The sequence below is a fragment of the Streptomyces chisholmiae genome (genome assembly GCF_031845445.1).
Classification (GTDB): Bacteria; Actinomycetota; Actinomycetes; order Streptomycetales; family Streptomycetaceae; genus Streptomyces; species Streptomyces chisholmiae.
Genome location: NZ_JAVREO010000006.1, coordinates 204,275 through 218,463, shown reverse-complemented (window position 1 = coordinate 218,463; position 14,189 = coordinate 204,275). Strand labels below are relative to the sequence as shown.

Genomic DNA, 14,189 nt, shown 5'->3' with positions numbered 1-14,189 from the left:
TGTGGCGGGTCGAAGGTCGGCGGGCGGCGCGGCCACCGGGCAGGCGTGGTCCACAGGAGGCGGCAGGTTATCCACAGGGACTGATCTGAAATCCACATAGCCTGTGGATAACTCGGGTTGGTCCTCCGCGTTCCGGGCCTTACCGTAGGTCCGCCCGGCGTGGTTCCGGCGCCGGCCGAGACCCCGCGCAGCCAGTCGTCGACCGACTGTCAGAGCCGTGCCGTAGACATGGACGTGGGCGTGACGCCCGGGCCGGGAGGAGGCGAGCGATGGCGGAGCTGGAGCACGCGGGAGCCGTGTGGGACGAGGCCGGTATGGACGACCAGCTGTCCGTCGCCCGCCCCCGGCGCGGCGGGGAGGCCGAGCCGCCGGACGAGCGGGCCGCCTTCGAGCGGCTCCCCCCGCAGGACCTGGCGGCCGAGCAGTCGGTGCTCGGCGGCATGCTGCTCTCCAAGGACGCCATCGCCGACGTGGTCGAGGTGCTGCGCGGGCGGGACTTCTACAAGCCGGCGCACGAGACGATCTACGACGCGATCCTCGACCTCTACGCCAAGGGCGAGCCGGCCGACCCGATCACCATCTCCGACGCCCTGACCAAGCGCGGCGAGCTGGCCAAGGTCGGCGGCGCCGGCTATGTCCACTCGCTGGTGCAGACGGTGCCCACCGCGGCCAACGCGGAGTACTACGCGGAGATCGTGCACGACCGGGCGGTGCTCCGGCGGCTGGTGCAGGCCGGCACCCGCATCACCCAGATGGGGTACGCGGCGGACGGCGACGTCGATGACATCGTCAACTCGGCCCAGGCGGAGATCTACCAGGTCACCGAGCAGCGCACGGCCGAGGACTACCTTCCGCTGGGCGAGATCATGGAGGGCGCGCTCGACGAGATCGAGGCGATCAGCAACCGCAGCGGCGAGATGACGGGGGTGCCCACCGGCTTCACCGACCTCGACTCACTGACCAACGGCCTGCACCCGGGCCAGATGATCGTCATCGCGGCCCGGCCGGCCATGGGCAAGGCCCTGGCGCTCGACACCCCGCTGCCCACCCCCACCGGGTGGACCACCATGGGTGAGGTGCGGCCGGGTGACAGTCTGCTCGACGCGTCGGGCCGGCCGACGCGGGTGGTGGAAGCCACCGAGGTGATGACCGGCCGGCCCTGCTACGAGGTGGCGTTCGACGACGGCACGACCGTGATCGCCGACGCGGACCACCAGTGGCTCACCGACACCAGGGCCTCGCGCCGGTCCGCTCGCGTCCCGGCGGCGGTCAGGACCACCAAGGAGATCGCCGAGACCCTCCACTGCCACACGGCCGACGCCCGTCACAACCACACCGTGCGGAACACGGCCCCGCTTGAGCTGCCCCCGCAGGATCTGCCGATTCCGCCGTACGTGCTGGGCGCGTGGCTGGGCGACGGACACAGCGCCGCCGCCAGGATCACCACGGCGGACGCGGACCTCGTCCGCCGCATCGAGCACGAGGGCTTCGATGTCCGCAGGGTCGGGGCCTCGATCACTTATGCCCTGCGGTTCGCGGTGCGCGGGGCGGCGCCGGTCGAGCGGACGTGCGTGGTGTGCGGTAAGCCCTTCGTGCCCAAGCTCGCCCATGTGCGGACGTGTGGCCGTTCCTGTGACGGCAGGGCACGCTTCGGGTCGGCGCCCCAGCCCCACGCCACGTGCGTGGACTGCGGCGAGCGGTGCTTCTCGGCCTCCGCCGAGCCTCGTTGTGCCTCCTGCGCCAGGCGGCACGGTAGCCTCCTGGTCCGGTTGCGGGAGCTGGGCCTGCTGGGGAACAAGCACATCCCGCAGAGCTATCTGCGCGGATCGGTCGCGCAGCGCCGGGAGCTCCTCGCCGGCCTGCTGGACACGGACGGGACGGTCACGCGCACCGGTTCGGTGCGGTTCGTGGTGACCAGCCGAAGCCTGGCCGACGGCTTTCGCGAACTGATCGTCGGCCTCGGGTATCGCTGTGGAGTGCGGACCAGGTCGGTCAGGGGGCGATCCGTGGACTCCTCCACCGCGTACCTGATCACGTTCACCCCCACGGACGAGGTGTTCGCGCTGGGACGGAAACGACGGGTCCACGCGGAGCGCCGGCGCCCGGGCACGGCGAAGTCGGGGCAGCGGGTCATCACCGGTGTTCGGCAGGTCGCCAGTGTGCCGGTTCGCTGCGTGGAGGTGGACAATCCGAGCCACCTGTATCTCGCCACCCGCTCGATGGTGCCCACGCACAACTCGACGCTCGCGCTGGACTTCGCGCGGAGCTGTTCGATCAAGCACAAGCTGCCGAGCGTGATCTTCTCGCTGGAGATGGGGCGGAACGAGATCGCCATGCGGCTGCTGTCCGCCGAGGGGCGGGTCGCGCTGCACCACATGCGGTCCGGCAGCATGACCGACGAGGACTGGAACCGCCTGGCCCGGCAGATGGCCGAGGTCAACGAGGCCCCGCTGTACATCGACGACTCGCCCAACCTCTCGATGATGGAGATCCGGGCCAAGTGCCGGCGGTTGAAGCAGCGCCACGACCTCCAGCTGGTGGTGATCGACTACCTCCAGCTGATGCAGAGCGGCGGCAGCCGGCGGCCCGAGAGCCGGCAGCAGGAGGTCTCCGAGATGTCCAGGAACCTCAAGCTGCTGGCCAAGGAGCTGGAGGTGCCGGTGGTTGCGCTCTCCCAGCTGAACCGTGGTCCCGAGCAGCGCACGGACAAGAAGCCGATGGTCTCCGACCTTCGGGAGTCGGGTTCGATCGAGCAGGACGCCGACATGGTCATCCTGTTGCACCGGGAGGACGCCTACGAGAAGGAGTCCCCGCGCGCGGGCGAGGCCGACCTGATCGTGGCCAAGCACCGTAACGGCCCCACGGCCACCATCACGGTCGCCTTCCAGGGGCACTACTCCCGCTTCGTCAACATGGAGGGCGGCTTCTGAGCCGCGGGCCGCTGCGCGCGCTGGAGGAATGGGCGATCGCGCACGTCGGCGACGTGTCCGCGTCCCAGGATGCCTACGACCGGCGGGCCCCATCTCCCCGGCGCTCCACGGATTGCGATACGTGACGCCGCGACAGGCGCTGGCCTACCGCCGCTACCCGGCCTGCCGGCGGGCGCGGTAGGCAGCCGCCTTCACGCGGTTGCCGCAGGCCGCCATGCCGCACCAGGTGCGCCGGGCCCCACGGGAGCGGTCGAGGTAGAGGCGGGTGCAGTCGGCGCGCCCGCACTCCTTCAGGGCCGCCCGGCGGTCGGCGAGCACGGCGATCCCGTCGCGGGCCAGCTGGGCCAGCGTGGCGGGCAGGTCTCCTGACCTGCGTAGCCCGGCGTCGGTCAGTTCGACCCCGAGTGCCGGCCCGGCGGCGGCCTCGTTGACCACGGCCAGCTCGGCCGGAGGGAAGGGGGCGCCGCGCAGGCGGGCGAGGGCCAGCCGGTAGAGCGCCTCGCGGAGGCGGAGCGCCGCGGCCAGCCCCGCGCCGTCGGCGGTCACCCGATCGGGCAGTTCCTCACAGGCGCGGACCCAACGCTCCAGGTCGGCGGGGCTGGCCAGGAGGTCGACGGCCGCGCCCCGGCGGGACTCCACGGTGCCGACCAGATCGAGGGCCGGGCTGCCACTCACGAATGCGAATCCCACGTCACCACCTTGACAGGTGATGCGCGCGCGAACAAGACTCGTCACCCCCTGAGCAGGTGACGGGGTGCGTGGGGCTGCCAGCCGGCGGAGCGCCCAAGGGCGTCGCGCGCCGGACCACCCGCCAAGCGGCACACGAAGTGGAAGAGGTCCCGGGATGCCCGAAGCGCCCGACATCGAGGTGGTCGTCTTCGACATCCTCGGCACCATGGTCGACGAGCCCGGCGGGCTGCGGGACGCGCTGCGCGAGGCGCTGCCCACGGCCGACGAGGCCGCCGTCGACCGGCTGCTCGCCGGCTGGCGGGAGCAGGTCGAGCACGAGCAGCGACGCGTTGGCCAGCGCCGCAGGCCGTACGCGAACACCGAGGTCATCGACCGGGAGGCGGCGCGCCGGGTGGCCGAGTGCGCCGGGCTCAGCGACCCCGCGGTCGTCGAGCGCCTGGCCACCGCGAGCAGGCGGCTCCGGCCCTGGCCCGACGCCCCCGGTCAACTCGCGCGTCTGGCGCGGCGGTACCCCGTGCTGGGGCTCTCCAACGCCAGCCGTGCCACCCTGCTCCGGCTCAACGCGCACGCCGGGCTGCGCTGGCACCAGGCGCTCTCCGCCGAGGAGGCCCTGGCCTACAAGCCGCTGCCCGAGGTCTACCGACTCGCGCTCGCCGCGGCGGGCTGCCCGGCCGACCGGGTGCTGATGGTCGCCGCGCACGCCTGGGACCTGCGCGGGGCCCAGGTGGTGGGCATGCGGACCGCCTACGTGCGACGCCCCGAAGGGGACCCGCCGGCGGCCTCCGACGCCTTCGACTGGCGGACGGACGGCCTCACCGAGCTGGTCACCGCGTTGACGCCGGCCGACTAGCGGCGCGATCCCGGTGCCCGGTGCCGACCGGTGCCGGGCCTGGCGGACGGGGTGCCGGCTCCGAGGCGGGGTGGACGGGGCCCCGGGGGCATGGAAATATATGTGGCATGACGAATAGCGATGCAGTCGAGTGGCCTCAGGGGTTTGTCGCGCACGCCGGGCATGCCGGGCTGCGCCAGAGCGGGGACGATGTCTCGGTCATCGCCTCTGAGCGACCGGCGGTCGGCGCCGCGGTCTTCACTCAGAGCCACTTCGCCGGGCCCTCGGTGCTGCTCAGCCGTCGTCATGCCGCCGACCAGCGGCTCCGGGCCATCGTCACCGTGGCCTCCAACGCCAACGTGGCCACCGGCCCGGAGGGGGAGCGGAACGCCGCCGAGCTGGTCGGGCTGGTCGCGAAGCTGCTGGGCGTTCCGGACCAGGAGGTGCTGGTCAGCTCCACCGGGGTGATCGGCCGCCAGCTCCCGATGGCACCGCTGCGCACGCACCTCGGTGGCCAGCCCGCGTTCGAGGCCGCCCCGCTGGCGGTGGCCAGCGCCATGATGACCACGGACACCCACCCCAAGATCAGCGTGCGGGAGGTCGGCGGGGCCAGGATCGTGGGCGTGGCCAAGGGCGTTGGCATGATCGAGCCCAACATGGCCACCATGCTGGCCTACCTGGTCACCGACGCGGAGGTCGGCCCGATCGAGCTGGACAACGCGCTGCGGGGCGCCGTCGACCGGACCTTCAACTGCCTGAGCGTGGACACCGACACCTCCACCTCGGACACCGTGGCGATCCTGGCCAACGGCGCCGCCGGGCCGGTGGACCCGGACGAGTTCGCCGCTGCGGTGCACGCGGTCTGTCTGGAGCTGACCGAGCAGCTGGCCCGCGACGGTGAGGGGGCCACCAAGCTGCTGCGGGTGGTCGTCGGCGGCGCCGCCAGCCCGGTCCAGGCCAAGCGGGTGGCCAAGAGCATCCTCAACTCGCCGCTGGTCAAGACGGCGGTGCATGGCGCCGACCCGAACTGGGGTCGGGTGGTCATGGCCGTCGGGAAGAACACCGAGCACGCCGAGGACCAGGCCATCACCCCGGAAGGGGTGACGGTCAGGTTCGGGGAGATGCAGGTCTACCCCGGCGGGACCGGCGAGGCGGAACTGGCCCAGCTGGTCGAGATCATGCGCCGTGACGAGGTCGAGATCGGCGTCACCCTGGGGCTGGGCGAGGCGTCCGCCACCGTCTTCGGCTGTGACCTCTCCGAGGGGTACATCCGTATCAACGCCGACTACACCACCTGAGGGGCAAGCCCCGTCGAGCTTCGGGGGGCTCGTCTGTTTCACGTGAAACAGACGAGCCCTCCTTTGAAAACCCCTGGCCGGACCCGTCGGGGCGCACGGTACGGTGCCGGGTCATGGACCAGGCGGAGCGCGCGGCGCTGGCGGAGATCGTCCGTCGTCACGGGGTGGCAGGCAACGACCTGCGGGTCGCTCCGGTGCAGGGGGTGGCGGGGACCGTCTACTTCGCGGGCGCGGAGCTGGTGCTCAAGGTGGCCCGCCCAGGCGCCGGGTACGCGGCTGATCTCCGGAAGGAGGCCCTGGTCCTGCCGTTCGCCGCCGAACGGGGCGTGCGGGCCCCCGCGTTGCTGGACTCCGGCGAGCTGGCCGGCCCGGACGGGGCGCTGCCCTGGCTACTGCTCCGGCGGATGCCGGCGCACCCGCACCCGGTGGTGAACCCGACGACCTCGGGCTGCGGGAGCTGGGGCGAGAGCTGGCGGCGCTGCACGCGGCCCCCGTGCCGCCGTCGGTGCGGGCTGGGTTGCCGGTCGACGAGCCCACCGACCCACGTCCAGCGATCGCCGGCCTGGCCCGCGGCGGCTATCTCAGCTCGTCGCTCGCCGAATGGCTCGGCGAGTGGCTCGGACGGCTCGACGAGGAACGGCCCGCTGTCCAGGAGATGGCTCTGATCCACGGTGATGTCTCGGCCGGCAACCTGCTCTTCGCCTCCGACGGCTCCCTCAGCGCCCTGCTCGACTGGGGCGATGCGGCCTGGGCTGATCCGGCGGTCGAGTTCGCGAAGGTGCCCCCGCGCCGGCTGCCCCCGGTGCTCACCGGCTACCTCGGCGAGCCACGGGCCCTGACCGAGGAGGGGCGCCACTGGGTGGCCAGGGTGCTGTGGCACCAGCTGAGTTGGGCGGTGCTCCGGCTGTCCGGGGAGCCCGTGCCCGACGCCGGGCACTGGAGCGCCCAGCCGGCCAACCGGTTGCTGGAGCTGCTGCGGGTCTATGCCGGTGGGCTGGCTGAGCCCTGGGTGGGTTGGATGAGGTCCCAGCGGTTGCCGTAGCGGTCCACGAAGACCACCACGCGGCCGTAGCTTTCGGTCCTGGGGGGCTCTTCCAGGGTGACGCCGGCGCCGGTGAGTCTGGCGAGGTCGGCGTCGAAGTCGTCGGTGGCGAGGAAGAATCCGACCCGGCCGCCGGTCTGGTCCCCGACTCGGGCGCGTTGCCGTTCGCCCACCGCCCGGGCCAGCAGCAGGCAGGTCTCGGCGCCCGGGCTGGGGGCCAGTACCACCCAGCGCTTCCCGTCGGGGGCGAGCAGGGTGTCCTCCCGCAGGTGGAAGCCGAGTACTTCGGTGTAGTAGGCGATCGCCTCGTCGTACTCCGGCACCACCAGCGTCACAAGTCCCAGTCGGCGCATGGGGGCGAGCCTGCCATGCTGGGGGTCATGTACAGCGAGCGGCCCGCCGACCGGGTGCCGGGTGCGGTGCTCTGGCGGAGCGTGCCCGAGCCGGGCACCGGCCGGGTGCTTCCGGATGGCTGCATGGATCTGATCCTGCTGGGCGGCCGGCTGGTGGTGGCCGGCCCCGACACCCGGGCGATGGTCACGACCGCGGCGCCCGGTGGTGCGGCGGTCGGCCTGCGTTTCGCCCCGGGGCAGGGCCCCTCGGTGCTCGGTGAGCCGGCGCACGCCTTCGTCGATGCCCGGGTGGCCCTCGCCGATGTCTGGCCGGAACGGCTGGTGCGGGAGCTGACCGAACGCGTCGCCCTCGCCGCGTCGCCCGGGGCGGTGCTCCAGGAGCTGGCCGTGGACCGGCTGCGTCGGGCCGAGCCGGACGCCGGCTGGCGGACGGCGGCCGTGGCGGCGCTGGGGCGGGGGCGGCCGGTGGCCGAGACGGCCCGTCGACTCGGCCTCAGCGAGCGGCAGTTGCACCGCCGCAGCCTGCGGGCCTTCGGCTATGGGCCGAAGACGCTGGCCCGGGTGCTGCGGATGCAGCGGGCCCTGGCGCTGGCCAGGGGTGGGGTGCCGTTGGCCGGGGTGGCGGCCCGGGCCGGCTACGCCGACCAGGCCCATCTCTCCCGCGAGGTCAGGGCGTTGGCCGGGGTGCCGGTCGGCCAGCTGCTGCCGGGCTGAGACGGCCGGCACCCCGGCGGCCGGTCGCCGCCGGGGAAACGGGTGCCAAGCCTGACGGAAGGCAGCACTGGAGCGGTCTCCGGTGCCGGGACGCGGGCCCGGCCAGCGTCGGTCACCGGGAACTTCCTCGGCGGCCCGCCGTGGGCAAGATGACGGGGCGTGGCTGTCGGTGGGGCGTGGCGCCGGGGGCGGCCGGCCGGTAGCGGTTCAGGGCTGCCAGGCGAAGAGGTCGACCGCGTTGCCGTCCGGGTCCCGCACGACGGCGTAGCGCTGGCCCCAGAAAGCGTCCCAGGGTTCCCTGAGGCCGGAGTGCCCGGCGGCCAGCAGGCGCTCGTAGAGGGCGTCCACCTCGGCGGGGCTGTCGCAGCGGAAGGCGAGGGAGAGCCGGGTGCCCTCCGGTCGCGGCTGGTACTCGGGATCCGCCGCGCGGACCGACTCGACGGTCTCCCAGGCGATCCGCAGCCCGTCGGGGAAGGTGGCCTCGACATGCGGCCCGCTGGCCCCGTCGGCCGGCATGGGGACGCCCAGCTGTTGGTAGAAGGCCAGCGAGGCGGCCATATCGTCGGTAATCAGGCAGATCATGTCCATGCGCGGTGTCATGGGGCCAGCTTAGGAAGCCGCTCCCGGCCGGTCTTGAACGAATCAGCCGTCCCGGCCAGCCACGGCGAACCAGCTGGTCAGCGGCCGTGCGTGGCGGCCGGGGACGGGGCTGCCACCAGAGTTATCCACAGAGTGAGGGGGGTTGTCCACAGGGGCGCAAATCTGTGGATAACTTTGGCGCACCGCCTTCTGGCCCACCGCGGTGCGGCCCGGCCCGTCAGCCGTGCGCCATGGAGAACGGTGCGAACCGGCGGGCCGGGTCGCCGGGCGCCGCGGCCAGGCCGTGCACCATCAGCGTGGTCCGCCCGTCCCCGGTGAGGCCGCGCGCCGCCAGCCAGGTCGCCAGCTCGGGGTGCAGATCGGAGACATCGACCCGGGCCGGCAGCGGGGTGTCCAGGGCGAGCGGGGTGAGCAGCGCCCGGGCGACGGCCAGGTCGTCGGCGACGAGCGGCCCCACGGAGGTGGTGGTGACGTTGGGCCAGGCCGCGCCGTAGCCGACCAGCCGGCCCGCCCGGTCCCTGGCCACCAGGAAGCGCTCGGCGTAGGAGGGCAGCCTGGTCAGCAACTCGGTCCGGTCGGCGCCGAAGGCCGGCAGGTCGTAGGCGAGGATCTCCGGCAGGTCGGCCGCCGTGGCCGGCCGCACCAGGACCGGGGCGGTCGTGGCCGGTTCGGGGGGCGGCGCGGTGAAGGTGCCGACCAGCGTGATGATCTCGCCCAGCGCCTTGAAGCCCAGCCGTTCGTAGAGGCCACGCCCCTGGCCGGTCGCGGTGAGCAGCAGCGGGGCGCCCGCCGCGTCCTCGATCACCCGGCGCATCATCCGCTGGCCGAGCCCCTGCCGCTGCCGGCGCCTGGCCACCAGCATCATGCCCACCGCGTGCAGTTGGTGCGCGTAGGAGGTCCGCACCACGGCGGCGAGCAGGCCGCCCTCCGGGTCCGTGGGCGGGGCGTCGATGCCGTAGCCCTGGCCGGAGGCGAGCATCAGGCGCCAGCGGTGCTCCTCGCGGCTCCAGTCATTCGCTTCGGCGAGGTCGAGACAGGCGGTCAGATCGGCCAGCGTGAGCGGGCGAATGGTGAGGTCATCAGCTGAGGTCACCGGCTCAGCGTGGCGGAGCGGGCGGTGCGCCGGCGAGCTGTTTTCGCGCTTTCCCCCGGTGTGTGGTGGTGCCCCCCGGAGCGGGGTGGCGCACGCCGCGCGCGGTCGGCGCCCGCGCCGGGGCGGGCGGTGCGCGGTGCGCCGGACCCGCCCACCGGGGGCCCGGCCGGTGCGGTAAGTCTGTTGCCCATGACTCGACACCCCGCGGCCGGACCGGCCGCCTCCCCCCGTCCCGACGCCCCCGCCGACCCGGGCGCCGCGTTCCGGGCGCCGTTGCCCGCGACGCTGCGCGCCCTGGCGCACCGGGTGGCGGTCGGGCAGTCGGAAGGGCGCGCGCCGGCGCTGGTGGCCACCGTGGTGCGCGCGGGCGCGCCCGTGTGGAGTGCCGGCGCCGGTGAGCTGCCCGCGGGGGTGGCCCCGGAGCGGGTGCGGTTCCGGATCGGCTCGATCACCAAGACCCTGACCGCCGTGCTGGTGCTGCGGCTGCGCGACGAGGGACTGCTGGACCTGGACCAGCCGGTCGGCCGGTGGCTGACCACCCCGCACGGCGGCGACGCGACCGTGGCCCAACTCCTGTCGCACACCGCGGGACTGGCCGCCGAGGCGCGCGCCCCCTGGTGGGAGCGCACTCCGGGGGAGCTGCGCCCCGAGCTGCCGGATGTCTTCGGCCCCGATCCGGTGATCCACCCGGCCGGCCGGCGCTACCACTACTCCAACCCCGGGTACGCGCTGCTCGGCGCCCTGGTGGAGCGGCTGCGGGGCGAGCCGTGGTTCACGGTGCTCCGCCGTGAGGTGCTGCTGCCGCTGGGCATGTCCCGCACCTCCTACGCGGCCGAGGAGCCGGCCGTGCGCGGCTGGGCCGTGCATCCTTACGCCGACCTGCGGCAGCCCGAGCCCATGGTGGACACCGGGCGGATGGCGCCGGCCGGTCAACTCTGGTCCACCACCGAGGACCTGGGCCGGTTCGCGGCCTTCCTACTGACCGGCGAAGCCACGACCGGCGGCCAGGCCACGACCGACGGCCAGGCCGCCAACGGCGACCAGGGCACCAACGGCGACCACGGTGGCGAGGATACGAGCGGCGCGAACCGCGCCGGCCGGTGCTCGGCGCCGCCAGCCTGGCCGAGCTGCGGGCCCCGGCGGCGCCGGCCGAGTCGGCCGACGGGCTCGCCGGTTACGGCCTCGGCCTGCAACTGGTCACCGAGGACGGCCGGACCTACCTGGGGCACGGCGGCTCGATGCCGGGCTTCGTCGCCGGCCTCTGGTGTGACCCGCGGGAGGGAACGGCCGCCACGGTGCTGGCCAATGCCACCTCGGGGCCGGCGATCGGGGCGGTGGCCCGGGGGTTGCTGGCCGACCTGCGCGAGCGGGAGCCCGCGTTCCCGTCGCCCTGGCGGCCGGCGGCCGACGTGGACCGGGAGCTGCTGCCGCTGACCGGGAGCTGGTTCTGGGGCGCCGCCGACTTCGTGCTGCGGCTGAACCCGGCGGGCGGGGTGGCGTTGCACGCGGGCCGGTCCGGCGGGCGCGGCTCGGGCTTCCGGCGGGTGGCGGCGGACGAGTGGCTGGGGCTCGACGGCTACTTCGCCGGCGAGACGCTGCGCGTCCGGCGGACGGCGGACGGCCGGGTCAGCCATCTCGACCTGGGCACCTTCGTGTTCACCAGGGAACCGTACGAGCCCGGCGCCCCGGTGCCCGGTGGCAGCGACCCGGCGGGCTGGACGAGCTGAGCCGGCCGGCGCGCCCGGCCGGGGGCGGGATGTGTCAGAGCGGGAGCTTGTAGCCGACGTGGGTCGGCTGGAAACCCAGCCGTTCGTAGAAGCGGTGCGCGTCCCGCCGGCTGGCGTCCGAGGTCAGCTGCACCAGGGCGCAGCCCTCCCGCCTGGCGCGCTCGATGGCCTGCCGGATCAGCCAGCCGCCCAGGCCGGTGCCCCGGCGGTCGGCGCGCACCCGGACCGCCTCGACCAGCGCGCGGCTCGCCCCCTGCCGGGAGAGCCCGAAGAGGATGGCCAGTTGCAGGGTGCCGACGATCTGCCCGTCCTCCTCGGCGACCAGCAGGTGCTGGTTCGGCTCGGCCGTCAGCCGCGCGAACGCCGCCCGGTAGGGGGCCGGTTCGGCCGGGTTCTCCCGGGTGGCGCCGAGCGGGTCGTCCGCCAGCATGGCGACGATTTCCGGCACATCCGCAGAAGTCGCGGGACGCAGAACGATATCCATGGGAGGCAGCATAGGGAAACAGTCGGAAAAGGGGTGAACTTCGCGTTCCCGCGCGGGGCTTGTGTATCAGCCGTATAACGGTAAGGTCGGTTCCGCACCGGGGTGGCAAGCCGTTCAGTTTACGAGATCTGGCGGCTCGATGGCCGCTTTCCGGTTAACCGCTCCACTTCTGGTGAGCGTGCTGACACGCTGTGCGACCAGGAGTTGATCGAGGCGAGGCAGGGCATGACCGCGATATCGGCCAACGACGGTGCCGCCACTGAGTTCCAACTCGGGGGTGAGCGGCCGCCGTCCCACGACGCACTGGTGGTGCGGCGCACACTGGCGGAGATCGAGCCGGTCGCCAATGAGGCGACGTCCTACTTCTACGCTCTGCTTTTCACCTACGGCCCGCATCTGCGCGACATGTTCCCGGCCGCGATGGACGCCCAACGGGACCGGATTTTCGCGGCTTTGCTCACCGCCGCGGAACACATCGACGACCTGGAGACGCTCACCCGGTACCTCCAGGACCTCGGCCGTGGCCACCGCAAGTACGGCACCACGTCCGACCAGTACCCCTTGGTCGGCGAGTGCCTGATGTACACGCTGGAACGTTACGCCCCGCGCAGTTGGGGCCCGGAGGCCGAGGCGGCCTGGGTCCGCGTCTACACGCTGATGTCCCAGACCATGATCGACGCCGCCGCCGAGGACGAGGCGCGCTCGCCCGCCTGGTGGCAGGCCGAGATCGTGTCCCACGAGCGCCGCACCAACGACGTCGCGGTGGTCACCGTCCGCCCCGACCAGCCCTACGCCTACCGCGCGGGGCAGTACGCCAGCCTGGAGACGCCCTGGTGGCCCCGGGTCTGGCGGTCCTACTCGTTCGCCTCGGTGCCCCGGCCGGACGGGCTGCTGTCCTTCCACGTGAAGGCGGTGCCGGCCGGCTGGGTCTCCCGCTCCCTGGTGAACCGCGCGATCCCGGGCGACGTGCTGCGACTCGGGCCGCCGGCCGGCTCGATGACCCTGGACCCGGACTCCGACCGGGGACTGCTCTGCGTCGGCGGCAGCACCGGCATCGCGCCCATCAAGGCGCTGGTCGAGGACGTCGCGGAGCGCGGCCGCCGCCGGCCGGTCGAGGTCTTCTTCGGCGCCAACCGGGACAACGAGCTGTACGACCTGGACTCCTTCCTCGACCTGGAGCGCCGGCACCCCTGGCTCGCGGTCAGACCCGTGGTCGCGCAGTACGCCACCCTCGGCCTGGCCGGGCAACTCCCGGAGGCCGTCAGGCAGTTCGGTCCCTGGCGGGAGTTCGACGGGTACCTCTCCGGGCCGCCGCAGATGATCCGCAAGGGCGTGGACGCGCTGGTCTCCTGCGGCATCCCGGCCGAGCGGATCCGCCACGACTTCATCGGTTCGCTGGTCGGTGCCCAGGGCCGGGCCGGCACCCGGTCCCCGACGACCTGACGCGGCACCCCTCCGGATCGCGCGGGTGCCGCGCCCCGGGAGCACCTAACTTCGGCAAGCTCAGAAAGTAAGCGCATGGCAGGGACAGTGGGAAACGGATGGCCGGCGGCGCTGGCCACGCGCGCCGGGCGACCGGGCAGCGACGGGGAGCACGCGCTCCAGGCGCGGCTCGGCAGCGAGCGGCGCGCCGACCGCTTCTACCGGGACCAGGTGCTGGACCATCTCAACGAGCGGATGCGGGAGTTCGTCGCCGAGGTCGAGATGTTCTTCCTGGCCACGGCGGACCGGCACGGCGAGTGTGACAACACCTTCCGGGCCGGGCCGCCCGGCTTCCTCCGGGTGCTGGACCCGCGCACCCTGGTCTACCCCGAGTACCGCGGCAACGGGGTGCACGCCTCACTGGGCAACCTGGCCGAGAATCCGCACGCCGGGCTGCTTCTGCTGGACTTCGACCGCGCCCGGATCGGGCTGCACGTCAACGGGCGGGCCCGGATGGTCACCGACGCCGAGCTGCGGGCCGCCCACCCCGACCTGCCGGTGGACCCGGTGCCCGGGCGGCGCACCGAGATCTGGGTGCGGATCGAGGTGGTCGAGGCGTACATCCACTGCGCCAAGCACATCCCGCACCTGGTGAAGGCCCCCAGGCGGACGTCCCGCGACTGGGGCACCGACGACCAGCGGCGCAAGGGCGGTGACTTCTTCGGCGCGGCCAGGGACGCGCAGCTGCGGCGGACCAGGGAGCTGCGGGAGTCGCGGACCCCGCCGCCGCTGCCGGACCCCGCCCCGGCCCCGGCCGCCCCGGTTCCCGCCGCCCTCACTCCTGCCGCCCCCGCCCCGGACCCCGTTCCCCCGTCGCCGGACGCGGCGGCCTGGCGCGCGGAGGCGCTGCGCGCGCTGGAGCGCGCCCGCCGGGCCGAGGTCAGCGACGGCGCCACCACCCCGACGGGCGGCGGCGGCAGCTGGTTCGGCTGACCGGCACCCCGGCC

14 protein-coding genes and 1 pseudogene are annotated in these 14,189 nt (G+C 73.6%); 10 read left to right on the top strand and 5 right to left on the bottom strand.

Going from position 1 to position 14,189, the window contains the following annotated elements:
* Window positions 1-269 precede the first annotated feature (269 nt).
* A complete protein-coding gene (dnaB, locus tag RM844_RS12350; RefSeq protein ID WP_311667138.1) occupies window positions 270-2,930 on the top strand; it encodes a replicative DNA helicase in 2,661 nt (886 codons plus the stop codon).
* 153 nt (window positions 2,931-3,083) lie between these two features.
* Here the strand turns inward: dnaB and RM844_RS12345 are convergent, their stop codons facing one another.
* Window positions 3,084-3,620, bottom strand: coding sequence for a CGNR zinc finger domain-containing protein (locus tag RM844_RS12345; RefSeq protein WP_311667137.1), 537 nt, complete (start codon window positions 3,618-3,620; stop codon window positions 3,084-3,086).
* Window positions 3,621-3,774: 154 nt separating this feature from the next.
* Here RM844_RS12345 and RM844_RS12340 point away from each other — a divergent pair, with 154 nt between their 5' ends.
* From RM844_RS12340 to RM844_RS12330, 4 genes and pseudogenes are all read left to right on the top strand, one after another.
* Window positions 3,775-4,470, top strand: coding sequence for a haloacid dehalogenase type II (locus tag RM844_RS12340; RefSeq protein ID WP_311667136.1), 696 nt, complete (start codon window positions 3,775-3,777; stop codon window positions 4,468-4,470).
* Between the two features lie 107 nt (window positions 4,471-4,577).
* Complete coding sequence (gene argJ, locus RM844_RS12335; RefSeq protein ID WP_311667135.1) at window positions 4,578-5,747, top strand: bifunctional glutamate N-acetyltransferase/amino-acid acetyltransferase ArgJ; 1,170 nt, start codon at window positions 4,578-4,580, stop codon at window positions 5,745-5,747.
* 113 nt (window positions 5,748-5,860) lie between these two features.
* Window positions 5,861-6,163: pseudogene (locus RM844_RS33545) on the top strand (phosphotransferase); the annotation flags it as partial.
* Complete coding sequence (locus RM844_RS12330) at window positions 6,133-6,789, top strand: phosphotransferase family protein (RefSeq protein WP_394814495.1); 657 nt, start codon at window positions 6,133-6,135, stop codon at window positions 6,787-6,789. The pseudogene RM844_RS33545 and the gene RM844_RS12330, both read left to right, overlap by 31 nt.
* On the opposite strand, the gene RM844_RS12325 is transcribed toward RM844_RS12330, so the two are convergent.
* On the bottom strand, window positions 6,729-7,142 hold the full coding sequence (locus tag RM844_RS12325; RefSeq protein ID WP_311667133.1) for a VOC family protein: 414 nt from the start codon (window positions 7,140-7,142) through the stop codon (window positions 6,729-6,731). The genes RM844_RS12330 and RM844_RS12325 overlap by 61 nt on opposite strands.
* A 27-nt stretch (window positions 7,143-7,169) precedes the next feature.
* Between RM844_RS12325 and RM844_RS12320 the strand changes: the two genes are divergently transcribed.
* Window positions 7,170-7,856: a helix-turn-helix domain-containing protein gene (locus RM844_RS12320; RefSeq protein ID WP_311667132.1), complete on the top strand. Its 687-nt coding sequence runs from the start codon at window positions 7,170-7,172 to the stop codon at window positions 7,854-7,856.
* 207 nt (window positions 7,857-8,063) lie between these two features.
* Here RM844_RS12320 and RM844_RS12315 read toward each other — a convergent pair whose 3' ends face one another.
* Both RM844_RS12315 and RM844_RS12310 read right to left on the bottom strand, forming a co-directional pair.
* Window positions 8,064-8,456 carry a VOC family protein gene (locus tag RM844_RS12315; RefSeq protein WP_311667131.1) on the bottom strand — a complete coding sequence of 131 codons (393 nt, stop codon included), beginning with the start codon at window positions 8,454-8,456 and terminating at the stop codon, window positions 8,064-8,066.
* 217 nt (window positions 8,457-8,673) lie between these two features.
* On the bottom strand, window positions 8,674-9,549 hold the full coding sequence (locus tag RM844_RS12310) for a GNAT family N-acetyltransferase (protein WP_311667130.1): 876 nt from the start codon (window positions 9,547-9,549) through the stop codon (window positions 8,674-8,676).
* Between the two features lie 189 nt (window positions 9,550-9,738).
* Between RM844_RS12310 and RM844_RS12305 the strand changes: the two genes are divergently transcribed.
* Window positions 9,739-10,983 carry a serine hydrolase domain-containing protein gene (locus RM844_RS12305; RefSeq protein ID WP_311667129.1) on the top strand — a complete coding sequence of 415 codons (1,245 nt, stop codon included), beginning with the start codon at window positions 9,739-9,741 and terminating at the stop codon, window positions 10,981-10,983.
* Window positions 10,959-11,276 (top strand): DUF7586 domain-containing protein, encoded by a 318-nt coding sequence (locus RM844_RS12300; protein WP_311667128.1) that lies wholly within the window; start codon window positions 10,959-10,961, stop codon window positions 11,274-11,276. Before RM844_RS12305 ends, RM844_RS12300 begins: the two co-directional genes overlap by 25 nt.
* Before the next feature lie 34 nt (window positions 11,277-11,310).
* Here RM844_RS12300 and RM844_RS12295 read toward each other — a convergent pair whose 3' ends face one another.
* Window positions 11,311-11,760, bottom strand: a complete 450-nt coding sequence (locus RM844_RS12295) for a GNAT family N-acetyltransferase (RefSeq protein WP_311667127.1) — start codon at window positions 11,758-11,760, stop codon at window positions 11,311-11,313.
* Between the two features lie 225 nt (window positions 11,761-11,985).
* On the opposite strand from RM844_RS12295, the gene RM844_RS12290 reads away from it, so the two are divergent.
* Window positions 11,986-13,203, top strand: a complete 1,218-nt coding sequence (locus tag RM844_RS12290) for a globin domain-containing protein (RefSeq protein WP_311667126.1) — start codon at window positions 11,986-11,988, stop codon at window positions 13,201-13,203.
* A 75-nt stretch (window positions 13,204-13,278) separates the two neighbouring features.
* Window positions 13,279-14,175 carry a pyridoxamine 5'-phosphate oxidase family protein gene (locus RM844_RS12285; RefSeq protein WP_311667125.1) on the top strand — a complete coding sequence of 299 codons (897 nt, stop codon included), beginning with the start codon at window positions 13,279-13,281 and terminating at the stop codon, window positions 14,173-14,175.
* Window positions 14,176-14,189: the final 14 nt, after the last annotated feature.